Raw genomic sequence first — 26,076 nt, 5'->3', positions numbered from 1 at the left:
TCCTCAGGTTCGCGTGATGACGGTGCCGGTGCGGGCGGCGAGCAGGTCCGTGACGGGTGCGCTGCCGATGACGACGCGTGCCACTCCCCGGTCCAGGGCCTCGCCCGCGGCCCGGAGCTTCTTGCGCATGCCGCCGGTGGCGCCCTTGTCGCGGAACCCGGCCGCCGCCTCCGCGGTGATCTCGCGTACCGGTTCGCCGTCGATCAGCAGGTGTGCGACGTCGGTGACGAGGATCAGGTCGGTGGCGCCGGTGGCCCCGGCGATCGCGGCGGCGGCCCGGTCGGCGTCGGTGTTGACCTCCTGGCCCGCGGCGTTGCGGGCCAGCGGGGTGACGAGGTAGGCGCGGCCCGGCTCCAGCTTGGTCAGCGGCGCGGGGTCCACGCCGGTGATCGGGCCGACCAGGTTCTCCAGTTCGACCAGCTGCTTGTCCTTCCACCACCAGCGTTCGCCCGCGCCGGCCCGGACCAGTCCGTCGCTGCCGAGCAGCCGTTCGGCGGCGATGCCGCGCTGTTCGAGGCGCGCCAGCACCTCCCGGCCCAGGTCGGCGCTGACGGTCTTGATGTCCTCGATGACCTCGGGCGTGGTCCAGCGGCTCTGGTTGCCGTAGCGGTCGCGCAGGATCGCCGACGGCTCGCTGTAGCGGGGGCTGAGCTGCTTGAGCGGCTTGGACCAGCCGTGGACGAGGACCAGTGGCCGCTCCCGGCCGTGCGCGGCCAGGTCGTCCCACCAGCCGCCGTCGAGGTCGGCCAGGCAGCTGCCGCCGAGCTTGACCACGGTCGGGGGCGGCGGGGTCGGGTTCGTGGTCATGCGGGCATCACCGGCTGCATGGTCAGGCCCGTGTCCTCGGGCAGGCGGAAGCGCTTGTTCACGGCCTGTACGGCCTGCCCGGCGGCGCCCTTGACCAGGTTGTCCAGGGCGGCGAGGACGACGATGCGGCCGGCGTCCGGGTCGTGCAGGGCGGTGACGTCGCAGTAGTTGGAGCCGAGCACGGCCTGCGGGTCGGGCACCGGGATCAGCGTCTCGTTGTGCCGCCGTACCCGTACGAAGGTGTGCCCCTTGTAGAACCGGAGGTACGCGCGCTGGAGTTCGCGCTGGTCGACCTGCTCGTCGGTGTACACGTAGACGCTGGCGAGCAGCCCGCGCACATGGGACACCCCGTACGCCGACATGGCGAGCGAGCCGACGCTGCCGGGCTTGCTGCGCTGGAGGAAGTCGCCGACCTCGGCGGCGTGCCGGTGGCCGGTGGGGGCGTACGGCGCGATGGCGCCGTTGCGCAGCGGGTGCAGGTCCGGCACGCGCAGTTGCAGACCGCCGCCGCTGGAGCCGCTCTTGCCGTCCACGACGACCGTGTTGAGGTGCAGGCCGAGACCGAGGGTCAGTGGCGCGAGCCCGAGGGTGATGGCGGTGGCGTAGCAGCCGGGCACCGAGATCAGCGGGGCGTCCACCAGGGCGTCGCCGACCAGCTCCGGCACGCCGTAGACGAAGCGGTCGGCCAGCTCGGTGGTGCGCTCGGCCTTCGGGTACCAGCGGTCGTGCACCTCCGGGGTGCGGATGCGGAAGGCGCCGCTCAGGTCGGTGACGCAGGGCACCCGGTCGGCGAGTTCCGCGGCGAGCCGGGCGGAGGCCGGGGCGGGCGTGGCGAGGAACACCACGTCGCACCGCTCGGCCACCCGGTCGGCGGTGACGGGTTCGACGGTCAGGCCCAGGTCGAGACGGAGCCCGGGGTGCAGTTCGGCGGGCCGCCGGCCGACGCTGGAGTTCCCGCCCAGGTAGGTCAGTTCCAGCTCGGGGTGCTGGGTGACCAGCCTGATGAGTTCGCCGCCGGCGAGCCCGGACGCGCCGACGATTCCCACACGGATCATTCGAGTGTCTCCTGGACGTAACGGACGACGACCGACGCGATGTCGACCCCGGTCGTCGATGCCACTCCCCGCCAGGCGGGGGCGTGGTTGACCTCGTTGACGAGATAGCCGGACGGGGTCCGGAACAGGTCGACCCCGTAGACGCCGGCGCCGAGCCGGTCCACGACACCGTCCACGATCTTCTGTACGTCGGGGTCGTGGGCCAGCGCCCGGCTCTGGTTGCCCAGGGCCGCGTTGCTGCGCCAGTCGGCGCCCGCGCTCTCGAACTCGGCGGCGGCGACGATCTCCCGGCCGACGACCAGGCAGCGGATCGATCCGCCGCCGAGGTACGGCTCCACCAGGCAGGCCTGCTCGAAGGCGTGGCCGAGGTCCTCGACGTAGTCGTACACGGACTGCGCCAGGTCGGGGTCGCGGACCAGGGTGACGCGTTTGCCCATGCCGCCGTAGACCGGTTTGAGCACCACGGGCACGCCCAGGTCGTCGAGCGCCTTCGCGTAGTCCTTGCGGGACAGTACGAGCCGGAAGTCCGGCACCGGGACGCCCGCCTCGCGCAGGACGGCGCGCAGGACCAGCTTGTTCTCGCAGGAGTGGATCGCGGCGGCGGTGTTGAGGACGCGGAAGCCGTCGGCCTCGGCGAGGGTGGCGATCAGGCCGCCGCGGGTGTAGCTGCGGCTGCGCACCAGCAGCGCGTCGTAGTCCTTGACGGACAGGGCGTCGCGGTGACCGGCGCACAGGGACTCGTCGTTGACCCAGTCGACGCGCAGGCCGAGGTCCTGGGCGGTCTCGATCAGCCGGCGTTCCTCCCAGCCGACCCGGTCCGCGACGACGGCGACTCGGTTGGCCATGTCACTGGCCCCAGTCGCGGAGCTGGACCTCGACCATCTCCAGGGTCAGCCGGCCGTCGGCGATGCTCTCGACGCGCAGCGTCAGCATGCACTCGGGGCAGGAGAGGGTCTCGCCCTCGACCATCTCGGGCACGGTCAGGTCGGTCTCGCACTCGGGGCACGAACCGGTCAGGACTACGGTGCTCATGGCGGAACTCCGATCACGGGTGGTGGGTAGAGGGGGTTGTCGGGGCGGAGCGCGGGCGGGTACGGGGCTCAGGCGGCCTGGAAGTCGACGGCGGCCTTGCGGACGGCGTCCTGGTCCAGGACGGGGGCGCCGTTGCGCTCCTGCCGCTCGACGAGCCAGGCGGTGAAGGCGTCGATGTCGACGTCGACGCCCGAACCGGCGAGCGCCCACTTGACGAGGGCGGGCGTGAGCCGGGTGCGCACGCGCAACTCGCGTGTGTTGCCGACGAGTTCGGCCGGCAGGGTCTCGTACGCCTCCGGGTGGCTGAGCTGGCCCGGCAGTTCGTAGGCGAAGGCGTGCGGGGTGGTCGGACCGGACTGGAAGGCGCTGCCGAGCCCGGCGCCCCTGAGGGCCACCCGGGACAGCTCCGTGAGATGGGTCAGGTCGAACCGGGTGTCGCCGTGGATGACGCGCAGTGAGGTGAGCAGTTCGGCCAGCGGGGCGTTGCCGCCGCGCTCGCCGATGCCGCCGACGGTCGCCGAGATCCACCGCGCGCCCGCGCGGACGGCGGCGAGGGAGTTGGCGACGGCCATGCCGAGCATGTTGTGCGAGTGGATCTCGATCTCGGAGCCGTCGATGGCGGTGAGGTCGGCGATGACCTCCTCCATCCGCCAGGGCGACAGGTACGCGACGGTCTCCGCGAGCCGGAACCGGTCGGCCCCGGCCTCGAAGCCGGCGGTGACGTAGGGGACGAGCCGCTCCCTGGGGGTGCGGGCGCCGTCCTCGCCGCTGAACGTGACGTGGAAGCCGCGCTCCTTGGCCTGCGAGATCGCCGAACGCGCCAGCACGGTGAGGAGCTTGGCGCTGGGCGAGCCCAGTTTCAGCGCGGCGTGCTGCTCCGAGGTGGGGATGGAGTACATGATGTGCCGCACGCCCAGGCGTTCGGCCTCGTCCAGGGCCTTCCTGACCTGTTCGCGGTCGCGCACCACCACGAGCGTCATGCTGCGCTCGGGACCGATCGCCTCGTGCGTGGCGAGGACCAGGTCGGCGTCCTTGGAGTCCGGACCGGAGACCATGCCGACCTCGACCAGGTCGATACCGGTCTTCACGAGCAGGTCGGCGATGACGGTGGCGTCCTTCGGCCCGAATTCGACACCTCCCATGTGGGCGGAGTCGCGCAGGGTCGCGTCGGACAGACGGGGTGGCCGCGGAAGGCTTCCCTCGTTCGCTGATTCAGCCATTGCGTTCCCTCCTTTTCCAGAGCCTGCTTCCTTTTCGACACCGAACATGCTGCGCGACCCTCTGCAAAGAACCGCTGCACGCTCTGTCAGAGCTCTGTCAAGGGCTGTCAGGGAATGTCACGCGGGGCAGGGAATGCGCGCGTTCTCTTCGGCTCCGACCATTCCGGGAACCGCTCGCCGTGCGCCGGAAAGCAGAAGGAAGCCCCCGCCGGGCGGCCCGGCGGGGGCTTGTCGTGCTCGGTGCCGTCGTCGCGGACGGGGTCGCCTCAGCTGGTGTAACCGCCGTCCACGGCGAGGGAGGTGCCGGTGATGTAACGGCCGGCCGGTCCCGCCAGGTAGGCCACCGCCGCGGCGATGTCCTCGGCCTCGCCGTACCGGCCGAGGGCGGTGAGGGAGGCCTGCCACTCGGCGGAGTCGCCGTCGGCCGGGTTCATGTCGGTGTCGATGGGGCCCGGGTCCACGAGCGTGGCGGTGATCCCGCGCGGCCCCAGCTCCCGGGCCAGTCCCTTGGTCAGACCGACGAGCGCGGTCTTGGCCATCGCCTGGAGGACGAAGTTGCCCGCGGGGACACGGCCGTTGAAGCAGGAGCCGATGCTGATGATCCGCCCGCCGTCGCCCATGTGCCGGGCGGCGGCCTGCGCGGCCAGGAACACCGACCGGACGTCGGCGGCGAGCACCTTGTCCAGGTACTCGGGGGTCACCTCGTCCAGCGGGCCGTAGGCGAGGAAGCCCGCGTTGTTCACCAGGATGTCGATGCCGCCCAGTTCCCGGACGGTCTGCTCCACGGCCTCGGCGGCGTCGTTCGGCCGGGTCAGGTCGGCCCGGACGACCGCGGCCCGGCCGCCGTCCGCCTCGATCGCCTTGGCGACCTCGCGGGCCTGGTCCTCCGCCTGGACATAGGTCAGCGCGACCGCCGCTCCCGCGTCGGCCAGCCGCTTCGCCACCGCCGCGCCGATACCGCGGCTGCCGCCGGTCACCAACGCCACTTTGCCGGTCAGGTCACTCATCGATGCTTCCTCCGTAGACGGTTCGCGTGTACGCCGTACCGCTACGCTAGAAGTTGACACCGGTGTGAGATTCAAGTCCTGTACGGACACAGGGGGTCGAACCATGCGGATCGGTGAACTGGCCAGGCGCAGCGGGGTGAGCGAGCGGTCGCTGCGCTACTACGAGGCGCAGGGCCTGCTCCACGCGGAGCGGACCCCCGGCGGCCACCGGGACTACGGCGACTGGGCCGTCGACCGGGTCATCCGCATCCAGGCGCTGTACGCGGCGGGCCTGAACAGCAAGAAGATCGCCCAGTTGCTGCCGTGCATGCGCGACGGCGACGGCACACCGAGCGCGAGCGCGACGCCCCGGCTCGTCGACGAACTCAGCGCCGAACGCGACCGGCTGGACCGGATGATCGCCGACCTGGTCCGCTCCCGCGACGTCCTGGACGGCATCATCAGCACCGCGTCCACGGGCCTGGACGCGACCGCGCTCTCCGGCGGGTGAGGTCTGTACGGGGGCGGGTGAGGTACCGGGGCTGCTGGGCCCGTATCGGCGTGGGGGTGTGCGTACCGGGGCGGGTGAGTGCGTGCCGGGGCGGGTGAGTCCGTGGCGGCGCGGGTGAGTGCGTACCGAGGCCGCTCAGTCCGTACCGGTGCCGGTGAGTGCGTACCAGGGCTGTCTGATCCGTACTGACGTCGGCCAATCCGTACCGGCGTCGGTGAGTGCGTACCGGCACGGCTCAGGCCACCCGGCGCGGCCGGCCGGGCGGCGCGGCTCAGGCGACCCGCCGCGGCTCAGGCGGCCCGGTCGGTCAGGGCGGCCAGGGTGGTGCGGGCGTGGCGCTCGGCCTCGGCGGGGCCCAGCCGCGCGCCGCGCTCGAACGCCTCGGTGAAGGCGCGCCGGCCCAGGACGGCGCGGGCCGCCGCGGTGATCCGGTCGACGTCGCCGCGTTCGGCGGGCGGCAGGGGCGCGCCCACGCTGCGGCGCGCGGCGTGGGCGGCGCCGAGGAGCAGCGCCGCGCAGCCGGCGCCGGACCGGTCGCCGCCCAGCGTGGCCGTGCCGGCGAGTCCCTCCAGGGAGAGCGCGAGGGCGCGCGGCTCGTCCAGGCGGTGGGCGATTCCGAGGCCGCGCAGCTGGTGGGCGGCGGACCGCGCGGCGTCGCCGCGGAGTTCGGCGAGGAAACCGAGTTCGGCGTGGAGCAGGTGGTCGCCGGCCGGTGAGGAGACGTCGGCGTGGGCGTCACGGATGCGCGAGAGGTGCGCCTCGGCCGCGTCGATGTCGCCGGAGCGGCGCGCGCCGAGGGCGAGGCCCATGTCGGCGTGGATCTCGCCGTACTTGTAGCCCTGGTCGACGGCGATACGGCGGGCCTGCTCGTGCAGTTCGCGGGCGCGGTCGAAGTCGCGGGCGAGCAGCGCGAGCCGGCCGAGTCCCGAGAGCCTGGCCGACACCTCGGCCTCCAGGGCCAACTCGCGGGCGATCTGCAGTCCTTCGTGCTGCCGGTGCGCGGCCTGCTCGTACTCGCCCTTGATCTCGGCGAGCGCGGCGAGGGGTGAGACGGTCTGCAACTCGCCCCAGCGGTCGCCGAGGCCGCGGAAGAGGGCCCGGCTGCGCTGCCCGTCGCGGGCCAGGCCGTCCAGGTCGCCGCGGACCAGGGCGAGCGCCGCCCGCAGTCCGAGCGCGGCGGCGATCCCCCACTGCTCGTCCGCGGCCTCGAAATGGATCAGCGCGCGGGTGTTCAGGGCGCGGCTGCCGTCCAGGTCGCCGACGCTGAACCGGCCGTAGGCGTTGAGCCACAGCGCCCGGGCGCGGCGCACCGGGTCGGGGATGTCGTCGGCCTGGCAGGTGACCGTGCGCTCGCCGGTCAGCAGCACGAAACCGCTGTGCAGCAGGGCGAGTTCGGGGTCGCAGCGGCCGGCGGTGGCGGTCAGTACGGCGGCCAGGGCGCGGCGGGCCTCGGTGAGGCGGCCGCGCAGCAGCCACCACCAGGACAGGGCGGTGGCGAGCCGTACGGCCTCCTCGCTGTGCCCCGCGGCGGCGCGGCGCACCGCCTCGTCCAGGGCGGCGCGCAGGTTGCACGCCTCGGTGTCCAGGCGGGTCAGCCAGTCGCGTTGCCGCGGGCCGCGCAGATGCCGCTCGGCGTGTTCGGCGACCGCGAGGTGGTGTCGCAGGTGGCGTTCGCGGGCCGGGGCGTCGTCGGCGGTCTCGCGCAACCGCTCGGCGGCGTAGGCGGCGACCGACTCCAGCAGGCGGTAGCGGGGGCCGGCCGGGCCGGCGGTGACGACGACCAGGGACTTCTCCACGAGCCGGGTGACGAGGTCGAGCACCGCCCCGCGGGCCACGCCGTCGCCCGCGCACACCGCTTCCGCCGCGTCGAGGCCGCAGCCCTCACGGTGCACGGCGAGGCGGCTCAGGACGAGGCGTTCGGGCGCGCTCAGCAGCTCCCAGCTCCAGTCGATCATCGCGCGCAGGGTCTGCTGGCGGGCGGGTGCGCCCCGCTGCCCGGAGTTCAGCACCCGGAACCGGTCACCGAGCCGGGCGGCCAACTCCCGTACGCCCAGGGCACGTACCCGGGTGGCCGCGAGCTCCAGGGCGAGCGGAATGCCGTCCAGCCGCCGGCAGATCTCGGCGACGGCGGCGTGGTCGGTTGCCGCGGTGTCGCCGGTTGCCGAGGCGTGGCCGGTCGCCGCGTCCTCACCGGTGTCGTCGGGGTCCGCAGACCCGAGCCGGAAACCGGGCGCGCGGGCGGCGGCCCGCTCGGTGAACAGGCGTACGGCGTCCGGGGTGGGCAGCGGCTCCACCAGGAACACGGCCTCGCCGGCCAGCCCGAGGGGTTCCTGGCTGGTGGTGAGGATGCGCAACCGGGGGGCGCTGCGCAGGAGCAGCGCGACCAGCTCGGCGGCGGCCGCGACGACGTGCTCGCAGTTGTCCAGCACGAGGAGGGTACGGCGGTCGCGCAGGGCGGCGGCCAGCCGGTGCACGGGGGAGGCGGCGCCGGTGGCGGGCGGGGCGGCGTCCCGGATGCCGAGGGTCGCGGCGACGAGATCGGCGAGGTCGTCGGGGGTGGCGCCACGGACCCCCGCGAACTCCACGAACCAGGCTCCGTCGTCCCCGCCCTGCGCGGCGGCCAACGCCAGCCGCGTCTTCCCGACCCCACCGGGCCCGGTGAGAGTGACCAACCGCTGCTCCCCGAGCAGCCCGGCCAGTTCCCCGAGGGCCCTCTGCCGTCCGATGAGGGCGGTCAGCGGGGTGGGGAGGGTGGTGGGGGGTGCTGGCGGGGTCGTGGTGGCGGGAGTGGGCTCGGGGGGTTGCCCTGCGGGATGCGCGGGTGCGGGGTGCGGGGATCCCGCCTCCAGCGGTCCGGCGTACACCGGCCCCGGGCCCGCCGACCCGGCCCGCACCGCGGGGCCGGCCGGTGGAGCCGGAAGCAGCGTCGGGTCCTGTCGGAGCAGTGCCTGGTGCAGTGCGGCCACCGCCGGCCCCGGGCTGGTGCCCAGTTCCTCCGAAAGGCGGGTGCGCAGGTCCTCGTACGAGGCGAGCGCCTCGCCCTGGTGGCCGGCCCGGTACAGCGCCCGCATCTGCACCGCGCGCAACCGCTCCCGCAGCGGATGCTCGGCCACGAGCGCGGCCAGCTCTCCGGTGAGCAGCAGGTGGTCCCCCGCCGCCAGGCGGGCCTCGGCCCACTCCTCCAGCACGGCCAGCCGCTGTTCCGTGAGGCACTCGCGGGCCGCCCGGGCGAACTCCTCGTCGGCGAAGTCCGCGTAGGCCGGCCCCCGCCACAGCCCGAGCGCCTCGGTGAGCAGGACGGCCCGGGCCCCCGGGTCGGTGACGGCGCGGGCCTGGGCGACGAGCCGGCCGAACCGTGCGGCGTCCACGTCGTCGGCCGGGTCGAGCCGCAGCCGGTATCCCGGGGGCTGCCGTACCAGCCGCTCACGGCCGAGCACCCGGCGCAGTTGGGAGACCTTGGCCTGCAGCGCGCCGGCCGGGTTGCCGGGGAGGTGGTCGCCCCACAGGTCGTGGATGAGCCGGTCGGCGGAGACGGGGCCGCCCTCGTGCGCGAGCAGATCCGCGAGCAGCGCCCGTACCTTGGTCTCGGCGACCCGGACCGGCTCCCCTTCGTCGTCCCACACCGCGAGTGGTCCCAGCACTCCTAACCGCATGTGCGCCACCGTACCCGTTACGTGAGCGTCGCAGGCCGGTCCGGGATCGGATCGGCCTGTTCCGGTCCTGATCCGGCTCCGGTTCCGGTCCTGGATCCGGCTCCCCTCACGATCCTGGATCCTGCTCCCCTGACGGTCTCGGGTCCGGCTCCCCTGACGGTCTCGGGTCCGGCTCCCCTCACGATCCCGGGTCCGGCTCCCCTCACGGTCCCGGGTCCAGAGCCGAGGCCGCCCGGAAGGTTTTCCGAAGCTTTCCCGAAGTGGCCGCGCGCACCGTCGTACTCCCCGCGGTGACGCCACCGTGGCGTCCGCGGACCCGCCCGGCACGATACGGAGTACACGACCCTGATGAGCGCCTCACCCGAGACCGCCGCCGCTTCCGGCGCCGCGCCGCCCGCCGCGCGGGAGGGCGCGGAGCCGCCGCCGGGACTGCCGATGCTCGCGCTGCTCGCCCTGGCCACCGCGGTGTTCCTGACCAGCCTCACCGAGACGCTGCCCGCGGGCCTGCTCCCCGGCATGAGCCACGACCTGCGGGTGAGCGAGTCCGCGACCGGGCAGACGGTCACGGTCTACGCCATCGGCACCGCGCTCACCGCGATCCCGCTGACGGCGGCCACCGCGGGCTGGCGGCGCAAGCGGCTGCTGCTCACCGCCGTGGCGGGCTTCGCCGTGGCCAACACGGTCACGGCCGTGTCGTCCGTCTACGGCCTGACGATGGTGGCCCGTTTCCTCGCCGGCGTCGCCGCGGGCCTGGCGTGGGCCCTGCTCGCCGGCTACGCGCGGCGGATGGCGCCGGTGCCGTTGCAGGGCCGGGCGATCGCCGTCGCCATGGCGGGCATCCCGGTGGCGCTCTCCCTCGGCGTGCCCGCGGGGACCTTCCTCGGCCAGGCCCTCGGCTGGCGCGTGGCGTTCCTGGCGATGACGGCGCTCACGGTGGTGCTGCTGCTGTGGATCACCGCCCGCGTGCCCGACTTCCCGGGACAACGGCGCGGTGAACGGCCGCCCATGCTGCGGGCGTTGGGCGTCCCCGGGGTGCGTCCGGTGCTCTTCGTGACGCTTGTGTTCGTGCTGGCGCACACGGTCCTGTACGCCTACATCGCCGCCTTCCTGGACGGCCTGGGCATGGGCGGCCGGACCGACCTGGTGCTGCTCGCCTTCGGTGTCGCCTCGCTGCTCGGCCTCTGGATCGTGGGCCACTGGATCCAGCACCGGCTGCACGCGCTGACGGTCGCCGGCACCGTGCTGGTGGCGGCCGCCGCCGCGCTGCTCGCGGCGCTGAGCGACGGCGGGGCCCCGGTCTACGTCGCCGCCGTGCTGTGGGGGCTGGGCTGGGGCGGGCTGCCGACCCTGTTGCAGACCGCGGTCGCCGACGCGGGCGGCGAACAGGCCGACGCGGCCCAGGCGATGCTCGTCACGCTGTGGAACGTGGCCATGGCGGGCGGCGGTGTGCTGGGCGGGATCCTTCTGGACGCGGTGGGCAGCGGCTCGTTCCCCTGGACGGTGCTGCTGCTCCTGCTGCCGGTGCTCGCGGTCGTGCTCGCCGCCCGCCGCCACGGCTTCCCGGCCCGGCGCCCGGGCGGCTGACTTTCCTCAAAGAAAAGCAAACTGTCGCCCATTCAACGATTCAGTGCGTCCCCGTGCGCAATGTGATGTTCATACGCGAGTGCCGGTACGCGGGTTTTCTTTCGGACCTTCTTCGCCGACGGCCGCGGTCAACGGCGACCGGACCGGCCGAGCCCGCGTGACCAGCGCGGACAGCGACTGTTTCCCGGGTCCCGAGCGGTGCGGAAAGGCTTTCCGGAGCCACTCGTCCCGCTTCGCGCCTGCCCCTCAAAGGGCTGTTCGCGCTGGTCAGCGGCCGAAATGGCAAAGTGACAGCACGGGGCGTGAATTTGGCGATGCAGCCGGTAGCTTGTCCCTCGTACGTCTGCCCGTACATCGTCACTGTGGGGCGACACGACTGCGAGGGGGCGTAGTTAAACATGTCGTCATTGGGAGTGCGCGGCGCAGCAGCCGAGCGAGAGCGCATACAGACATTCGTGGAAAGCGTATTCAATCCGCTGCACCGCGCGGAACAGCGCCGCTGGGCCCGGGTGTACCTGTGGGGACTGATCCACACACCGGGAAAGAAGACACCGCGGCGCATGGCCGAGGCCGGCTTGCTGCCCGCCGGAGCGGCGCACGGTCTGCACCAGTTCATCAACAGCAGCACGTGGGCCTGGGAACCGGTGCGCCGCGCACTGGGCCGGGCCGTCACCGCGCACCGTCCGGCGTACGCCTGGACGGTCGCCGATCTGCTCATCCCGAAGCAGGGTGAGCACTCCGTGGGGGTGCACCGGCGCCTGGACCAGGCCACCGGACGCGTCATCAACTGCCAGCGCGGAGTGGGCCTCTTCCTGGCCACGGGCACCCGCTGCTTCCCCGTCGACTGGAGCCTCGTCCTCGACGGGGCCTGGGACTGGGACGACCTGCGCCGGCGCCGTGCGCGCATACCGGAGGCGGAGACCGGACGCCCCGTGGGGGCGTTCGTCCTCGGCTTCGCCGCCGAAGTCCTCGCCGCCCAGCCGCAGTTGCGCAAGGCACCCTGGGTGCTCAACCTGACCCAGCGGTGCGACGACGCGAGCGGGGTCATGGCCGGACTCGCCCGCCGCGAACTGGACTTCGTGTGCGAGGTCGACCCCGGCCAGATCGTGCTCGTCGGCCGTCCCGCACCGCGGGTGGTCACCGTCGGAGACCTGATGGAGGAGCCGCACGCCCGGCAACCGCACGTACTCACACGTCCGTCGGAACACGGCGGCGCGAAGGCGGTACGGGTGAACGTGTACACCGGAACGGTACGGCTGTCCCAGCGCGGGGCCGCCAAGGACGGCGTCTCACGGACGTACCACGTCCTGGAGCGGCCTCCCGCCGACAGCGGCCGGGCCGCCCGGTACTGGATCACCAGCCTGATGGACCGGGGCGTGGAGGAGGTCCTGGCGCTGGCCCGCAGCCAGAGGGCCGCCCGGGCGACCGTGGACACCCTGGGGGAACGATTCGGCGTGCTCGACTTCGAGGGCCGTTCCTTCCCGGGCTGGCACCACCACATGACCATGGTCTCGGCGGCGTACGCCTACCAGCAGCTGTACGGCACCCACGGCGCCGTCCCCGCTGTTCCCGCGCCGGGCGCAGGGCTGTCCGCGGTACGCGCCGACGCCACGGGCTGCTGGGCGGGCGCCGGAGCGAAAGGCCTGGGCGCGTGAAGAAGGTGCTGGTCGTGGAGCCGGACGCCGCCGCGGCCGAGACGACGGCGGGCGATCTGCGCCGGCAGGGCTATGCCGCGCACACCGTCGACAGGGGGGCGCGGATCCTGCGGTCGTACCACGACGCCGACCTGGTGCTGCTCTCCCTGGACCTGCCCGACATCGACGGACTGGAGGTGTGCCGCACGCTGCGGGCGGAGAGCGACATCCCGCTGATCGCCTGCACGCGCCGCGACAACGAACTGGAAAGAGTGCTCGCGCTCAAGGCGGGCGCGGACGACTGTGTGCTGCGGACGTGGAGTCCGCGGGAGATCGGCGCGCGGATCGAAGCGGTGCTCCGGCGCACCCGGCCGCACTCGACCGGCGCCGACAGCATCTCCCTGCGCCCCCTGCACATCGATCCGCGGACCCGGGAGGTGCGGCTGCGCGACCGCGTGGTCGACGTGACCGCGACGGAGTTCGAGCTGCTCTACACGCTGGCCGCCCGGCCGGACTCCGTCGTCTCCCGCAAGGAGCTGATGGCCAAGGTCTGGGGCAGCAACTGGGTGCGCACCAGCCGCACCATCGACACCCACGTCAGCAGCCTGCGGGCGAAGCTCGGCTCCAGCCGCTGGATCATCACGGTGCGCGGGGTCGGCTACCGCATGGGACACGTCGGGCAGGTGCCCGAGACGTCCGTCAGCTGAACCGGCCGGCCCGTTCGTCTCCGTGCATAACCGCATCCGCGCGTAACCGAAGCCGTGCTTAACCGAAGCCGTGCGTAACCGCATCCGCGCGTACCCAGTCCGTGCGTACCCAGTCCGTGCGTACGCGAACCCGCGCCACCCGAAGGAGCATCTTGACGAAGCAGATCCATCTCGCCGCCCAGTTGCCCGCCATCCACAACGTCACCGTCTGGTCGGACCCGCGCTCCCGCAGCCAGATCGCCATCGGCTCCTTCGTGGACCTCGCGCGGACCGCCGAACGCGGCAAGTTCGACTTCTTCTTCCTCGCCGAGGGGCTGCGACTGCGCGAACACAAGGGAGAGATCTACGAGTTGGACGTGGCGGGCCGCCCGGACAACCTGACCATGCTGAGCGCCCTGGCCGCCGTCACCACCCGGCTCGGGGTCGCCGCCACCGTCAACGCCACGTTCAACGAGCCGTACGAGGTGGCGCGCCGGCTCGCGACCCTGGACCACCTCAGCGGCGGGCGGGCCGGCTGGAACGTGGTGACCAGCTTCGACGCCTTCACCGGCGAGAACTTCCGCCGCGGCGGCTTCCTCGCCGAGGCCGACCGCTACACGCGCGCCGCCGAGTTCCTGGCCACGGCGCTTGAACTGTGGGACAGCTGGGCCGACGGGGACGTGCGCGCCGACGCGGCGGCCGGGCGGTTCGTACGCCCCGGAGCCGGTGAATTCGCCCACCACGGCGAACACTTCGACATCTCGGGCCGGTTCACCACCCCGCGCACCCCGCAGGGACACCCGGTGATCATCCAGGCCGGAGAGTCCGAACCCGGCCGTGAGTTCGCGGCCTCGGACGCCGAGGTCGTCTTCAGCAAGTACAACCGCCTGGCGGAGGCCCGCGCCTTCTACCGGGACGTCAAGGGCCGTCTCGCCCGGTACGGCCGCTCGCCGGACGACCTGCGGATCATGCCCACCGCCACCGTCGTCGTCGCCGACACCGACGCGGAGGCCGCGGCCTACGCCGACGAGATCACCCGGGCCCAGGTGAGCCCGCAGACCGCCCTCGCCCACCTGGAGGCCGTCTGGGGCCGCGACCTGTCCGCGTACGACCCCGACGGGCCGCTGCCCGACATCGACCCGGAGCCCGAGTCGCTGGTCCTGAAGGGGCATTCCGTGTTCCGCACCGGACGCGCCGAGACCGCCCGGCGCTGGCGCGCCCTCGCCGGGGAACGCGGGCTGAGCATCCGCGAGTTGATGATCGAGGTGCACGGCGGACAGACCTTTGTCGGCAGCCCGCACACCGTCGCCGACGCAATCGACCACTTCGTGCAGAGCGACGGCGCCGACGGGTTCGTCTTCGCGACGCACCTGACACCCGGCGGCCTGGACGACTTCGTGGACCGGGTGGTGCCCCTGCTTCAGGAGAAGGGCGTCCACCGCCCGGACTACACCGGCACCACCCTGCGCCACCACCTCGGTCTCGCCCCTCGGCCGCGCGCCGAGCGCACGTCCGGGAACGCACGGGAGGCATCGTGAACGACACCCCGCTCCACCTCGCCGTCGCCCTCGACGGCGCCGGCTGGCACCCCGCGGCCTGGCGGGCCGAGGACGCCCGCCCCGACGCCCTGTTCACCGCCGCGTACTGGGCGGACCTGGTCGCGGAGGCCGAACGCGGCCTGCTCGACCTCGTCACCTTCGAGGACGCCCTCGGCCCGCAGTCGGCCAGGCCGCACCGTCCCGACGACCGGACCGACCAGGTCCGCGGCAGCCTGGACGCGGCCCTGCTCGCCTCCCATCTGGCCCTGCTCACCACGCACATCGGCCTGGTCCCCACCGTCAACGTCACCCACACCGAGCCGTTCCACGTCGCCGTGGGCATCGCCACCCTCGACCACGTAAGCGAGGGCCGGGCCGGCTGGCGTCCGCAGATCGCCCCACGCGCCGCCGACGCCGCCCACTTCGGCCGCCGCACCACCCCGCAGCTGACCGACGACGACGTGCGCGACCCCGAACTGATCGCCAGAAGGCTGCGCCCGCTGTTCGCCGAGGCCGATGACGTGGTGGAGGTGGCACGCCGGCTGTGGGACAGCTGGGAGGACGACGCGGAGATACGGGACACGGCCACGGGCCGCTTCCTCGACCGCCGCAAACTGCACCACATCGACTTCGAGGGCCCGCACTTCAGCGTCAAGGGCCCCTCGATCACCCCCCGCCCGCCGCAGGGCCAGCCCGTGGTGGCGAGCCTCGCGCACGCCTCGACGCCGTACGAGTTCGCGGCGCGCGGCTGCGACGTCGTCTTCGTCACGCCCCGGGACCGTACGGGCGCGAAGGCGATCCTCGCGCAGGTCGACGAGGCCGTGGACCTGGTCGGCAGGGACCTGCGGGACCGGCCGCTGCGCCGGTTCGCGGACCTGGTCGTCTTCCTGGACGACGAGCCCGGCGCCGCCGCCCGCCGCAAGGGGCGCCTGGACGCGCTGGACGGCGCCGAGTACACCTCGGACGCCGCCGTCTTCACGGGCACTCCCGGCGAGCTGGCCGACCTGCTGCTCGACTGGCGCACCGCCGGGCTCGACGGCTACCGGCTGCGCCCCGGCGCCCTGCCGCACGACCTCACCGCGATCACCCGGCGGCTGGTGCCGGAACTCCAGCGCCGCGCCGCGTTCCGCCGCGCCTACGGCACCGGGACCCTGCGGGCCCGGCTGGGACTGCCGGTGCCCCGCAACCGGTACGCGCGGCACGGCTGACCCCCGTTCACCGGCAGTCCTCCGGTGTGCCGAGCCCGGTCAGCGCGCCCACCGGGTCGAGGTCGGGGGTGCCGCGGGGCCACCAGTCGTCCCGGCCGGGCTCCGACTCGTAGGCGTACCACAGGCCGTCGCGGCCCAGGCGCAGCTGGACGTGGCCGCGGGGGTGGGTGAGACGGTTGCGCCAGGGGCGGAACGCCGGGAGGTCGGCCGCGAGCAGCAGCGGGCGGGCCCGGTCGAAGCGGCCGGCCGGTGGGTCCCACGGCTCCTCCAGGACCTCCAGCCCCGCCGGGCCGCCCTGCCGCCAGGCCGCGACGGCGCGTGCCAGCTCGGCCGGGGGGCGGCCGACGGCGTCGGCGAGCGTGGCGTACAGCGCGCGGGTGGCCGCGGTCAGCCCGGAACCGGGGCGGGCCGCGGCCAGCCGTACCGCGTCCTGCCACAGCGTCAGCTCGCCGACCGGGTCACGTCCGGTGCCCAGCAGGGCGTGGGCGCGGGCGGCGGCGTCGGTCGCCAGCTGGTCCAGCGCGAACGGGTCCGGGCCGCCGGGCGCCGACGGATAGGCCGGGGGCTGCTCGGGATGCGGGAGCGGCGGCAACGGCGGGGGCAGCGGGGGGCGTTCGCCCACGGCGAGCACCTCGGTGGCCCGGATCCCGGGCAGGGTCAGCGGCTGCCGTTCCCGGGCGGCACGGGCCGCACGGGCGGCACTGCGCCTGGACAGCGCGTCGAGCAGTTCCCTCTCGCCCCGGCCGCGCAGCAGGAGCAGGACGAACGGGTCGACGTCGAGGAGGCGGGCCGTCTGGTAGCAGAGGGCGGCGGCGTGCTTGCAGGGGTGACCGGAGTCCGGGCAGCTGCAGCGGGGGACGAGGTCGCGGGGGCCGGGCAGCAGGGGCACCCCGCAGTCGGCGAGCGAGTGGGGCAGCTCCTTGTCGAGCAGCGCCGCGATGTGCCCCGGCCGGTCGGCCGCGGCGTCCAGGAACCGCTCCCAGTCGTCGTCCTCCAGCATCCGCACCCGTACCTGCACCCGGTAGGGCCGGGGCCTGCTGCCGCGCACGTACGCCAGCACGAGTCCCGGCGTGACGGTGATCGCGTCCACCCGCCCCTGCTCCGCGTACCCGCGCCCCCGCGCCAGCCGCCCGGCATCCAACGCCCCCCGCTCCAACGCCTCCACCCAGGCGTTCCCCCACCAACTCCCCGCGAACGCCCCCTCTTCGCCGCGCCCCACCACCGCAGGAAACGTCCGCCGAAGCTCACTGTCCCGATGGGGGGCACCCATGCTGACAGGCGCGCGCGACGGCCCGGGGGCGGCCGTGCTGTCCGACGCGTACGGGTGCCCGGGGGCGGTTGGCGCGGGCGCTTGGAGCGTCGGGGTGGTTGGCTCGGCCGACGGGGGCGTGGAGAGGGGCGCGGGGCTCGCGGGCTCGGTCGCCGGGGCCGGGGACGGCGGTGCGGACGTCTCCGCCGACGGGCGCGTGTTGGCGGGCGCGGGCGTCTGCGCCGCCGCGGAGGTGGAGTCGGGTGCGGGTGCTTGGGGCGTGGGGGCCGCGGGAGTCGCGGGCCCGGCCGTACGGCCCGGGAGCGACGGTGCGGGCGGCTCGGCCGACGGAGGCTTGGAGGACGCCCGGGTCGCGGGCTCGGTTGCCGGGGCCGGGGACGGCGGTGCGGACGTCTCCGCCGACGGGGGCGTCATGACGGGCGCGGGCGTCTCCGCCGACGCGGGCGCGTGGGCCGGTGGGGGCAGCGGTGTGGTGTCCCCCGGCTCCCCTTGTGGAGGCGCAGGGAGGAGGGGAGCGTCGTCCGGGGTTTCCGCCCAGGTGGGCATGCGGAAGGCGGTTGCCAGATAGTGGCGCATGTCCTGGACGGCCTTCGCCTTCGCCTTGGCGTTGGTCTTGGCCGCCTGGGGCTCCTCCCGGGGTGCCGTGGGAGCCCGGCGTTCCCGTCGGGCGGCGCGCAGGGCCTCCCGGGCCACGTCACCGGGGCGGCCGCCACCGGCTCGGGGTTCCGGAGCGGGGCGTACGGCGTCGTCGGCTTCCGGTGCCGCAGCCTCGTGATCCCGGTCCGCCGCCCTGAGCGCCGCCCGTGCCACATCGGCCGGCCTCGGCTCGGCGCTGACGGCGCAGTCGGCGCTGTCGGCCTGTGCCGGCTCCTCCACGGCAGGGTCCTCGGCGCGTTCCCGGGCCGCGCGCAGCGCCTGGCGGGCGGCGTCGCCGGGGCGGGGACGGTCGATGCCCGTCATGGCGTCCTCCGCAGGGAGACGAGGTCGGACAGTTCCCGGTCCGTCAGCTCGGTGAGCGCGGCCTCGCCGGAACCGAGGACGGCGTCGGCCAGGGCACGCTTGGCGGCGAGCATCTCGGCGATGCGGTCCTCCACCGTGCCCTCGGTGACCAGGCGGTGGACCTGGACGGGCTGGGTCTGCCCGATGCGGTAGGCGCGGTCGGTGGCCTGTTCCTCGACAGCCGGGTTCCACCAGCGGTCGAAGTGGACGACGTGGCCCGCGCGGGTGAGGTTGAGGCCGGTGCCGGCGGCCTTCAGAGACAGCACGAGGACCGGGGTCTCACCGTCCTGGAAGCGGTCCACCATGCGCTCCCGCTCCGGGACCGGGGTGCCGCCGTGCAGCAGGTCCACCGGGATCGCGCGGGCGGACAGGTGGGCGGTGATGAGGCGGGCCATGCCGACGTACTGGGTGAAGACGAGCGCCGAGCCGTCCTCGGCGAGCAGGGTGTCCACCAGCTCGTCCAGCAGCGCGAGCTTGCCGGAGCGGGCGGCGAGCCGGTCGGGGTGCGCCTCCTCCTTCAGATACAGCGCCGGGTGGTCGCAGATCTGCTTCAGCGCGCCCAGCAGCTTCAGCACCAGGCCCCGGCGGGCGATGCCCTCGGCGGTCTCGATGGCCAGCATCGACTCGCGCACCACCGCCTCGTACAGCGCGGCCTGTTCGCGGGTGAGCGGCACCGGGTGGTCCGTCTCGGTCTTGGGCGGCAGTTCGGGGACGATGCCGGGGTCGGACTTCCTGCGGCGCAGCAGGAACGGCCGTACCAGGCGGGCCAGGCGCTCGACCGCCTCCTCGTCCTCCCCGTTCTCCACCGCCCGCGCGTGCCGGGCGCGGAACGACTTCAGCGGGCCGAGGAGCCCGGGGGTGGTCCAGTCGAGCAGAGCCCACAGTTCGGAGAGGTTGTTCTCCACCGGGGTGCCGGTGAGCGCCACGCGCGCGGGGGCGGGGATGGTGCGCAGCGCCTTGGCGGTGGCCGAGTAGGGGTTCTTCACGTGCTGGGCCTCGTCGGCCACGACCATGCCCCAGCGCTGTTCGGCGAGCCGGGCCGCGGCCGAGCGCATGGTGCCGTACGTGGTGAGGACGAAGCCGCCGTCCAGTCCGTCCAGGCTGCGGTCCGGGCCGTGGAAGCGGCGGACGGGGACGCCGGGTGCGAACCGGTTGATCTCGCGCTGCCAGTTGCCGAGCAGGGAGGCCGGGCAGACCACGAGCGTCGGTTCGGTGCGGGCCCGCTTGAGGTGCAGGGCGATGAGGGTGACGGTCTTGCCGAGGCCCATGTCGTCGGCGAGGCAGCCGCCGAGGCCGAGGGAGGTCATCAGGTCGAGCCAGGCCAGGCCGCGCAGCTGGTAGTCCCGGAGGGTGGCGGCGAGGGCGGGCGGGGGCTCGGCGGGGAGCAGACCCGCGGTGAGCCGGTCACGCAGGGCGGCCAGCGCGCCGGCGGGGACGGCCTCGACGGTCTCCCCGTCGACCTCGGCGGTGCCGGTGAGGGCTACGGACAGCGCGTCGACCGGGTCGAGCAGTCCCAGTTCACGCTTGCGGGCCTTGCGGACCAGGGCGGGGTCGACCAGCACCCAGCGGTCCCGGAGCCGTACGACCGGGCGGTGGGCCTCGGCGAGGGTGTCCATCTCGGCCTCGCTCAGCGGATCGCCGCCGAGCGCCAGCTGCCAGCGGAACCGGAGCAGTTCCTCGCTCTCGAAGAAGCCGGTGCCGTCGGTCGCCGAACCGGGCGCCGGGCGGACCACCGCGGTGGCGGTCAGGTCGCGGGCGAGGTCGCGGGGCCAGTGCACGGCGATTCCGGCGGCGGCCAGCCGGCCCGCGACCACGCCGAGCAGCTCGCCCAGCTCCTCCTCGGACAGGGCGAGGACGTCGGGCACGTCCTGTCCGGCGAGGCGGTCCAGGGGCGGCCACACACGGGCGGCGCGCCGGACGGCGAGGGCCGCGTCCACGCGCGCGCGGGTCCCGAACGCCGGGTCGGCACCGCCCGTCCACAGGGTCGCCGCGTCGGCCACCAGGGTGGGGTCGGCGAGGCTGTGCACCTGCACGATCGCGGCCCCCGCGGCGCGCGTGCCCTCCTGCGCGCCGGCGTCGAAGACGTCGTACGCGGACAGGTCCAGGCGGAGCGAGATCCGCACGCCGGCGTCCATCCCGGCGGCGACCTCGGCCGCCCAGGCGTGCGCCTCGGGCAGGGACTGGGGTTCGCGGGCGGCGAAGGGCCGGCCGGCGGTGTAGGGGGCGGCGGGCGTGCGGGGCAGGGTGTCCGCGACCGCGTCCAGGAAGGAGCGGACCAGGGCCTCCGGTTCGGGCAGGCACAGCGGGCCCGGCCCGGGCAGGGGTACGGCGTGGCCCTCGGGTGGCAGGGCGGCGGCGACGGCGCGCAGGTGGGCGATGTCGTCGGGCTCCAGCGGGCCGGCCCGCCAGGCGTCGTGCCCGGCCGGGGTGAGGCCGGGCAGCAGTCGGCCGCGGGCGGCGAGCCGCAGCGCGTGCAGGGCGGCGGCGCCCCAGCAGGCAGTGGCCGGGTGGGCGGCCGGGTCGCGCCGGGCGCGGACCAGCAGCGGCAGGGCGTCGGCGAGCGGCAGGGTCAGCGCGGGCACCTTGCGGCGGCGCACGCCGGCGCCATGGCGTCGTACGACCGTCAGCTCCTGCGGGGCGTGCCCGGTGCCGGCGGGCAGCGGGTCGCCGTCCGGGGACCAGAAGGCGAGGCGGCCCTCACGGGGCAGGGGCGCGGGCAGGTAGACGGACGCGAGGCGCACCGGGACCGGAAGCCCGGCCTCCGGGCCCGTGACCGTCCCGGTGTCCGTCCCCGTCGCCGCCCCGGGCTCCGGGGAACCCCCCGTGCGCTCGGCCACCGCAGCCGTGCCGCTCATACGTCCTGCCACCTCCCGCCGATGTGTCGGATCAGCTGTCTCCGACTCTACGGGCGGGGTCTGACAATCGGCCCCGGCGCCGGTCTGGGCCCGCGCCTACGGCACCGTCCGGGAGACCACGAACACCATGGGATGTTCCGGGTCGGACAGGTTGACGACCACGTCCTGGGTGGGCGCGGGGTTCTTCTGCTCGTGGGTCAGGCCCCACCAGGGGCCCGGTCCGCCGAAGGTCCAGCCGCTGACCTTGCGGTCCCGTTCGCCGACGGCGATGTCGTCCTTCTTCAGCTGCTCCCGGCGGACGCCCATGGCCTCCAGGAAGCTGTCCAGGCCCGCGGGGTTGGTGCCGAACTGGACGTAGAGGCGGCTGGTCTTCCAGTTGTTCGTCTCGTAGGAGGCGATGTCGTCGGCGGGGTGCGGGACGGCCACCTGGTACAGGCGGCGCTGCACCTTGGAGGGCCAGCCCGGGGTGAGGCCGGTCGCCGAGTACTTCGCCTCCTTGTCCTTGCCGCTGTTGCGGCTCTGGTTCGCGGAGATCACCAGGTAGCCGGCCGGGACGCCGATGAGCAGGACGATGATCAGCAGGGTGAGCGCCCGACGCCTGGCCTTGTGCCGGGAGTCCTCGGCCGCCCGCCGGGGCTCGTCCGGTGGTCCGCCCTGGTGGGGCAGGGACGGCGTCATGCGCTGTCCTGGTCGCGGCGGGACTGGGCGTACCGCTCGTAGCGCTCGTAGCGCTCCACACGGCGCCGCTTGGCCCGGCGGAACCGGCGGGCGACCAGCCGGGCCAGGTCGGCGGCCCCCACCATGCCCGCCTCGGGGCCGAGCTGGGCGCGGGTGATGCGGGCCTCGGGGCGGTAGCCGCGGCCGGTGAGGTGGCGCTTGAAGGCGTCCCGGGCCGGGCCGATGAGCAGGTCGTCGGCGGCCGAGACGCCGCCGCCGATGACGAAGCAGGAGGGGTCGAGGGCGGCGGCGAGGTTGGCGATGCCGACGCCGAGCCACTGGCCGATGTCCTGGAGCAGCTCGACGCACATGGCGTCGCCCTCGCGGGCCAGCTCGGTGATCATCGGGCCGGTGATCTCGTGGATGTTGCCCTTGACGTGCTCGATGATCCCGTAGGCCACCGGGGAGTCGGCCGCGGCCAGCTCCCTGGCCTCGCGGACGAGCGCGTTGCCGGAGCTGTACTGCTCCCAGCAGCCGCGGTTGCCGCACGGGCAGCGGTGCCCGCCGGGCACGACCTGCATGTGGCCGAACTCCCCGGCGACCCCGAACTTGCCCCGCTTGACCTGGCCGTCCTCCAGGATCGCGCCGCCGATGCCGGTGCCCAGGGTGATCATGACCAGGTGGTCCTCGCCGCGGCCGGCGCCGAAGCGCCACTCGGCCCAGGCGGCGGTGTTGGCGTCGTTGTCCACCAGGACGGGCACGGCGAGCCGGGCGGCGATCCGGTCGCGCAGGGGTTCGTTGCGCCAGGACAGGTGGGGGGCGAACAGGACGCGGTTGCGGTCGGCGTCGACCCAGCCGGCGGCGCCGATGCCGACCGCGTGCACGTCGTGCCGGTCGGACAGGTCCAGGACCAGCTCGACGATGGTGTCCTCGACGACCTTGGGGCTCTTGGACTTGTCCGGGGTCTCCGTGCGGAGCTTCTCCAGGATGTTGCCGTCGGCGTCCACGACGCCCGCCATGACCTTGGTGCCGCCGATGTCGATGCCGACGGTGGGGACACGGGGGGCAGTCAGATGTGACCGGCGCTCCCTGGTACCCACTGTTCGCAGGACGGGGGCTCGGCGGGAGCCGATGGGGGCCGTGAGGTCGCGGTAGGTGCTCATCGGGCTCGATTGTGCCGCACCCTCACGCCGAGTGCCGCGCGGGGCGGGGGGGGGGCGGGAGCGCGCGTCCAGCGCCGGGTGCCGTTGTGGCGCGAGGTGTGGGCCGGCACCGGGCCCGGTTGCGGCGATGGCTGCGGACCGGCACCGGGTGCGGGCCGGCACCGGGTGCGGGTCCGGCGCGGTAGGTCACGGTCGGTCGCGCCCACGCGGCGCAGGTCGCGGTCGGTCGCGCCCACGCGGCGCAGCCCCGCACCGGCACGGCCCGCGCGCTTCAGCCGCGTTGCAGTTCGTGGCGGAGAGCGTCCAGGTCGGACCCTCCCGCCATCTGCTGGGTCAGCTCGTCCAGGGTGATCTCGTCACGTGTGTGATGGCCCACCATCGTGCCTCGCCTGAGCAACACGAAACGGTCGCCCACCAGGTACGCGTGGTGCGGATTGTGGGTGATCAAGACAACGCCCAGGCCCTCGTCCCGTGCCGCGGCCACATATTTGAGGACCACACCGGACTGCTTCACTCCCAGTGCCGCCGTCGGCTCGTCCAGGACCAGGACCTTCGCGCCGAAGTGGACCGCCCTCGCGATGGCGACGCACTGGCGCTCGCCGCCGGACAGCGTGCCGATGGGCTGGTCGACGTCCCTCAGGTCGATGCCCATGCGCAGCAGCGCCTCGCGGGTGGTGCGGCGCATCAGGTCGGTGTCCAGGCGCTTGAAGGGGCCGTAGCCCCTGCGGGGCTCGGAGCCGAGGAAGAAGTTGCGCCAGACCGGCATGAGCGGGACGACGGCGAGGTCCTGGTAGACGGTGGCGATGCCGCGGTCCAGGGCCTCGCGCGGGGAGGACAGGGCCGTCTCCTCGCCCTCGATGCGCAGGGTGCCGCCGTCGTGCCGGTGCAGACCGGAGATGATCTTGATCAGGGTCGACTTGCCGGCGCCGTTGTCCCCGAGGACGCAGGTGATCTCGCCCGCGCGGACCTCCAGGGAGACCCCTTCCAGGGCGCGGACGGTGCCGTAGTGCTTGCTGACGCCGGTCAGCTCCACGAGTGTCACTTGGTCGCCTCCGCGCGCTTGCGGACCCAGGCGTTGAGCAGGGTCGCGAGGAGCAGCATCGCTCCGAGGAAGAACTTGAACCAGTCCGGGTTCCACTCGGCGAAGACGATGCCCTTGCTGGTCATGCCGAACAGCAGGGCGCCCACGGCCGAGCCGATGGCGCTGCCGTGACCGCCGGTGATCAGGCAGCCGCCGATGACGGCCGCGATGATGTAGATCAGCTCGTTGCCGACGCCCTCGCCGGACTGGACGGCGTCGAACGAGAACAGCAGGTGCTGGCCGGAGATCCAGGCGCCGAACGCGACGCCCATGTAGAGGCCGATCTTGGTCCGGGCGACCGGGACGCCGACCGCGCGGGCCGCGTCCGCGTTGCCGCCGACAGCGAAGATCCAGTTACCGGTCCGGGTGCGCAGCAGGATCCAGGAGGCGAGGGCGACGAGGCCGAGCCACCACAGGATGGTGACCTTGACGTCGACACCGCCGAGCGTGAGCGTCGAGGCGAAGACGGCGTGGGCGCTGGGGAAGCCCTGCATGTCGGCGATGGTCTTGGTGGAGACCGTGCCGTCGATCAGCTTGGTGAAGCCGAGGTTCATGCCGGTCAGCATCAGGAAGGTGCCCAGCGTGACGATGAAGCTGGGCAGTTTCGTGCGGGTCAGCATGAAGCCGTTGAAGGCGCCGACGGCGAGGGTGACCAGCAGCGACACGCCGACACCGACCCAGGTGTTCGCGGTCATCTGGTAGCTGAACATCGAGGAGACCAGCGCGGACGACGTCACCATGACGCCCGCCGAGAGGTCGAACTCGCCGCCGATCATCAGCAGGGCCACGGGTACGGCCATGATGCCGATGGTCGAGGAGGCGTAGAGGACCGTGCTGAGGCTGGAGGCGCGCAGGAAGCCGTCGGCGGCGAGGGCGAAGAAGACGAAGACGGCGAGGGCCCCGACCACCGAGCCCAGTTCCGGGCGGGTGAGCAGCTTCCGCAGCGCGGAGGTCTGCAGAATCCTTTCGTCCAGCAGGTTGTCGTCCGTGGCCGCGCTCATCGGGTGCCCCGCTCGGTGTACTCCGCCAGCGCGGACGCCTGGTCCTTGGTGACGATCTGCGGGCCGGTCAGCACCGGCTTGCCGCCGCCGAGGACGTCGCCGTTGTACTTGTACAGCCACAGCAGGTCGACGGCCTGGTAGCCCTGGAGGTACGGCTGCTGGTCCACGGCGAAGCCGAGGCTGCCGTCCTTCAGCGAGGCCGCGACCTTGGCGTTCAGGTCGAAGGTGTCGATCTCGGCCTTGCTGCCCGCGTCCGTCCGCGCCTTCACGGCGGTGTCGGCGTAGGGCGCGCCGAGGGTGACGACGGCGTCGAGGGACCGGTCGGCCTGGAGCTTGGCCTCGATCGCGGACTGCACGTCGGGCATGTTGGTGCCGTTGACGTACAGCTTGCGCAGCGTGCCGTGGAAGGTCCTGGCGACGCCGTCGCAGCGCTGCTCGTGGCCGACGTTGCCCTGCTCGTGCAGCACGCACAGGGCCTTCTTCCGCCCGCGCTTGTTCAGCTCGTCGCCGACCGCCTCGCCCGCGACGGTCTCGTCCTGGCCGATGTGGGTGAGGGCGCCGAAGGCCTTGGACTCCGCGGAGCCGGAGTTCACCGTGATCACCGGGATGCCGGCCTTCTCGGCGCGGGCCACGGCCGCCTTCAGGGCGTCCGGCTTGGCCAGGGTGACGATGATGCCGTCGACCTTCTTGTCCACGGCCGCGTCCACCAGCTGGGCCTGCTGCTGGGCCTCGTCGTCGTGCGAGTACAGGAAGTTGATGTTGTCCTTGACGGCGGCCTGCTTGGCACCGCTCTGCACGATGTCCCAGAAGGTGTCGCCGTCCCCGGAGTGGGTGATCATCGCGAAGGTCCAGCGGGGGGTGTTCACCGCCGACCTGCCCTGGGCGGCGGCGGCCTTGCGGGCGTCCTCCGCCCGCTTGCCTCCGGTGCTGCTGCACGCCGCCAGGGACACGGAGAGTGCCCCCGCCAGCGCTATGCCTACCCAGGTCCGAAACCGTGCCACGAGGCCGTGCCCTTCTTGCCGTGTTCGTACAGACGCAAGGGGCCGTCGATCGCGTCAGCGGCCCCAAACGCTCCAGTATCGAACACGCCGAACACCCGTGACACGGCCGGGCGGCCCCCACGGGTCGCATTGTCC

The 26,076-nt window shown here is 73.7% G+C and carries 20 protein-coding genes; 6 read left to right on the top strand and 14 right to left on the bottom strand.

The genetic code is table 11. From position 1 onward, the window contains the following. Positions 1-3: 3 nt before the first annotated feature. The 6 genes from ACZ3ZD_RS31010 to ACZ3ZD_RS30985 all read right to left on the bottom strand — a co-directional run bounded on the left by ACZ3ZD_RS31010 (position 4) and on the right by ACZ3ZD_RS30985 (position 5,121). Positions 4-807 carry an amino acid kinase family protein gene (locus tag ACZ3ZD_RS31010; protein WP_467404533.1) on the bottom strand — a complete coding sequence of 268 codons (804 nt, stop codon included), beginning with the start codon at positions 805-807 and terminating at the stop codon, positions 4-6. Further along, positions 804-1,862: an N-acetyl-gamma-glutamyl-phosphate reductase gene (argC, locus tag ACZ3ZD_RS31005; protein WP_467404530.1), complete on the bottom strand. Its 1,059-nt coding sequence runs from the start codon at positions 1,860-1,862 to the stop codon at positions 804-806. The genes ACZ3ZD_RS31010 and argC overlap by 4 nt, the downstream gene beginning before the upstream one ends. Then, the gene (locus ACZ3ZD_RS31000) at positions 1,859-2,707 is read right to left on the bottom strand and encodes an ATP-grasp domain-containing protein (RefSeq protein WP_467404528.1); all 849 of its coding nucleotides are present in this window, start codon (positions 2,705-2,707) and stop codon (positions 1,859-1,861) included. Before ACZ3ZD_RS31000 ends, argC begins: the two co-directional genes overlap by 4 nt. Position 2,708: 1 nt before the next feature. Then, entirely contained in the window at positions 2,709-2,894 is a 186-nt protein-coding gene (locus ACZ3ZD_RS30995) for a lysine biosynthesis protein LysW (protein ID WP_467404525.1), read from the bottom strand. A gap of 68 nt (positions 2,895-2,962) precedes the next feature. After that, on the bottom strand, positions 2,963-4,114 hold the full coding sequence (locus ACZ3ZD_RS30990) for an isopropylmalate synthase (RefSeq protein WP_467404521.1): 1,152 nt from the start codon (positions 4,112-4,114) through the stop codon (positions 2,963-2,965). Between the two features lie 266 nt (positions 4,115-4,380). Beyond that, entirely contained in the window at positions 4,381-5,121 is a 741-nt protein-coding gene (locus ACZ3ZD_RS30985; RefSeq protein ID WP_467404517.1) for an SDR family NAD(P)-dependent oxidoreductase, read from the bottom strand. Positions 5,122-5,224: 103 nt separating this feature from the next. Between ACZ3ZD_RS30985 and ACZ3ZD_RS30980 the strand changes: the two genes are divergently transcribed. Then, on the top strand, positions 5,225-5,611 hold the full coding sequence (locus ACZ3ZD_RS30980) for a MerR family transcriptional regulator (protein ID WP_467404514.1): 387 nt from the start codon (positions 5,225-5,227) through the stop codon (positions 5,609-5,611). A gap of 290 nt (positions 5,612-5,901) precedes the next feature. Here the strand turns inward: ACZ3ZD_RS30980 and ACZ3ZD_RS30975 are convergent, their stop codons facing one another. Beyond that, positions 5,902-9,264 carry an AfsR/SARP family transcriptional regulator gene (locus ACZ3ZD_RS30975; RefSeq protein ID WP_467404512.1) on the bottom strand — a complete coding sequence of 1,121 codons (3,363 nt, stop codon included), beginning with the start codon at positions 9,262-9,264 and terminating at the stop codon, positions 5,902-5,904. A 348-nt stretch (positions 9,265-9,612) separates the two neighbouring features. Between ACZ3ZD_RS30975 and ACZ3ZD_RS30970 the strand changes: the two genes are divergently transcribed. The 5 genes from ACZ3ZD_RS30970 (at position 9,613) to ACZ3ZD_RS30950 (ending at position 15,914) form a co-directional block, all read left to right on the top strand. Further along, entirely contained in the window at positions 9,613-10,848 is a 1,236-nt protein-coding gene (locus ACZ3ZD_RS30970; protein WP_467404509.1) for an MFS transporter, read from the top strand. A 398-nt stretch (positions 10,849-11,246) separates the two neighbouring features. Next, positions 11,247-12,503, top strand: coding sequence for an IS701 family transposase (locus tag ACZ3ZD_RS30965; RefSeq protein WP_467404507.1), 1,257 nt, complete (start codon positions 11,247-11,249; stop codon positions 12,501-12,503). Further along, complete coding sequence (locus tag ACZ3ZD_RS30960) at positions 12,500-13,189, top strand: response regulator transcription factor (protein WP_467404503.1); 690 nt, start codon at positions 12,500-12,502, stop codon at positions 13,187-13,189. The genes ACZ3ZD_RS30965 and ACZ3ZD_RS30960 overlap by 4 nt, the downstream gene beginning before the upstream one ends. A gap of 152 nt (positions 13,190-13,341) precedes the next feature. After that, positions 13,342-14,706 (top strand): NtaA/DmoA family FMN-dependent monooxygenase, encoded by a 1,365-nt coding sequence (locus ACZ3ZD_RS30955; RefSeq protein ID WP_467404501.1) that lies wholly within the window; start codon positions 13,342-13,344, stop codon positions 14,704-14,706. Continuing rightward, positions 14,703-15,914: an LLM class flavin-dependent oxidoreductase gene (locus ACZ3ZD_RS30950; RefSeq protein ID WP_467404499.1), complete on the top strand. Its 1,212-nt coding sequence runs from the start codon at positions 14,703-14,705 to the stop codon at positions 15,912-15,914. The genes ACZ3ZD_RS30955 and ACZ3ZD_RS30950 overlap by 4 nt, the downstream gene beginning before the upstream one ends. Before the next feature lie 7 nt (positions 15,915-15,921). On the opposite strand, the gene ACZ3ZD_RS30945 is transcribed toward ACZ3ZD_RS30950, so the two are convergent. From ACZ3ZD_RS30945 to ACZ3ZD_RS30915, 7 genes are all read right to left on the bottom strand, one after another. Further along, positions 15,922-18,144 carry an SWIM zinc finger family protein gene (locus ACZ3ZD_RS30945; RefSeq protein WP_467404497.1) on the bottom strand — a complete coding sequence of 741 codons (2,223 nt, stop codon included), beginning with the start codon at positions 18,142-18,144 and terminating at the stop codon, positions 15,922-15,924. Then, positions 18,141-21,038, bottom strand: a complete 2,898-nt coding sequence (locus ACZ3ZD_RS30940) for a DEAD/DEAH box helicase (RefSeq protein WP_467404494.1) — start codon at positions 21,036-21,038, stop codon at positions 18,141-18,143. The genes ACZ3ZD_RS30945 and ACZ3ZD_RS30940 overlap by 4 nt, the downstream gene beginning before the upstream one ends. Positions 21,039-21,134: 96 nt before the next feature. Beyond that, complete coding sequence (locus ACZ3ZD_RS30935; RefSeq protein WP_467404492.1) at positions 21,135-21,716, bottom strand: sugar kinase; 582 nt, start codon at positions 21,714-21,716, stop codon at positions 21,135-21,137. Then, positions 21,713-22,858, bottom strand: coding sequence for an ROK family glucokinase (locus ACZ3ZD_RS30930; RefSeq protein WP_467404489.1), 1,146 nt, complete (start codon positions 22,856-22,858; stop codon positions 21,713-21,715). The genes ACZ3ZD_RS30935 and ACZ3ZD_RS30930 overlap by 4 nt, the downstream gene beginning before the upstream one ends. 271 nt (positions 22,859-23,129) lie before the next feature. Beyond that, a complete protein-coding gene (locus ACZ3ZD_RS30925; protein ID WP_467404486.1) occupies positions 23,130-23,900 on the bottom strand; it encodes an ATP-binding cassette domain-containing protein in 771 nt (256 codons plus the stop codon). Beyond that, positions 23,897-24,940, bottom strand: a complete 1,044-nt coding sequence (locus ACZ3ZD_RS30920) for an ABC transporter permease (RefSeq protein ID WP_467404484.1) — start codon at positions 24,938-24,940, stop codon at positions 23,897-23,899. Before ACZ3ZD_RS30920 ends, ACZ3ZD_RS30925 begins: the two co-directional genes overlap by 4 nt. Further along, positions 24,937-25,941 (bottom strand): sugar ABC transporter substrate-binding protein, encoded by a 1,005-nt coding sequence (locus ACZ3ZD_RS30915; RefSeq protein ID WP_467404481.1) that lies wholly within the window; start codon positions 25,939-25,941, stop codon positions 24,937-24,939. The genes ACZ3ZD_RS30920 and ACZ3ZD_RS30915 overlap by 4 nt, the downstream gene beginning before the upstream one ends. Positions 25,942-26,076 lie beyond the last annotated feature (135 nt).

The sequence above is a fragment of the Streptomyces sp. NPDC023481 genome, assembly GCF_055560195.1.
Note: the sequence above shows the minus strand (reverse complement) of the source record. Positions and strands in the feature narration are given on the sequence as shown.

Coding starts and splice junctions, on each gene's coding strand:
- ACZ3ZD_RS30940 (WP_467404494.1), bottom strand. CDS start 21,038: ATGAGCGGCACGGCTGCGGTGGCCGAGCGCACGGGGGGTTCCCCGGAG.
- ACZ3ZD_RS30995 (WP_467404525.1), bottom strand. CDS start 2,894: ATGAGCACCGTAGTCCTGACCGGTTCGTGCCCCGAGTGCGAGACCGAC.
- ACZ3ZD_RS30965 (WP_467404507.1), top strand. CDS start 11,247: ATGTCGTCATTGGGAGTGCGCGGCGCAGCAGCCGAGCGAGAGCGCATA.
- ACZ3ZD_RS30920 (WP_467404484.1), bottom strand. CDS start 24,940: ATGAGCGCGGCCACGGACGACAACCTGCTGGACGAAAGGATTCTGCAG.
- ACZ3ZD_RS30970 (WP_467404509.1), top strand. CDS start 9,613: ATGAGCGCCTCACCCGAGACCGCCGCCGCTTCCGGCGCCGCGCCGCCC.
- ACZ3ZD_RS30945 (WP_467404497.1), bottom strand. CDS start 18,144: ATGACGGGCATCGACCGTCCCCGCCCCGGCGACGCCGCCCGCCAGGCG.
- ACZ3ZD_RS31000 (WP_467404528.1), bottom strand. CDS start 2,707: ATGGCCAACCGAGTCGCCGTCGTCGCGGACCGGGTCGGCTGGGAGGAA.
- ACZ3ZD_RS30930 (WP_467404489.1), bottom strand. CDS start 22,858: ATGAGCACCTACCGCGACCTCACGGCCCCCATCGGCTCCCGCCGAGCC.
- ACZ3ZD_RS30985 (WP_467404517.1), bottom strand. CDS start 5,121: ATGAGTGACCTGACCGGCAAAGTGGCGTTGGTGACCGGCGGCAGCCGC.
- ACZ3ZD_RS30935 (WP_467404492.1), bottom strand. CDS start 21,716: ATGACGCCGTCCCTGCCCCACCAGGGCGGACCACCGGACGAGCCCCGG.
- ACZ3ZD_RS31010 (WP_467404533.1), bottom strand. CDS start 807: ATGACCACGAACCCGACCCCGCCGCCCCCGACCGTGGTCAAGCTCGGC.
- ACZ3ZD_RS30975 (WP_467404512.1), bottom strand. CDS start 9,264: ATGCGGTTAGGAGTGCTGGGACCACTCGCGGTGTGGGACGACGAAGGG.
- argC (WP_467404530.1), bottom strand. CDS start 1,862: ATGATCCGTGTGGGAATCGTCGGCGCGTCCGGGCTCGCCGGCGGCGAA.
- ACZ3ZD_RS30990 (WP_467404521.1), bottom strand. CDS start 4,114: ATGGCTGAATCAGCGAACGAGGGAAGCCTTCCGCGGCCACCCCGTCTG.
- ACZ3ZD_RS30980 (WP_467404514.1), top strand. CDS start 5,225: ATGCGGATCGGTGAACTGGCCAGGCGCAGCGGGGTGAGCGAGCGGTCG.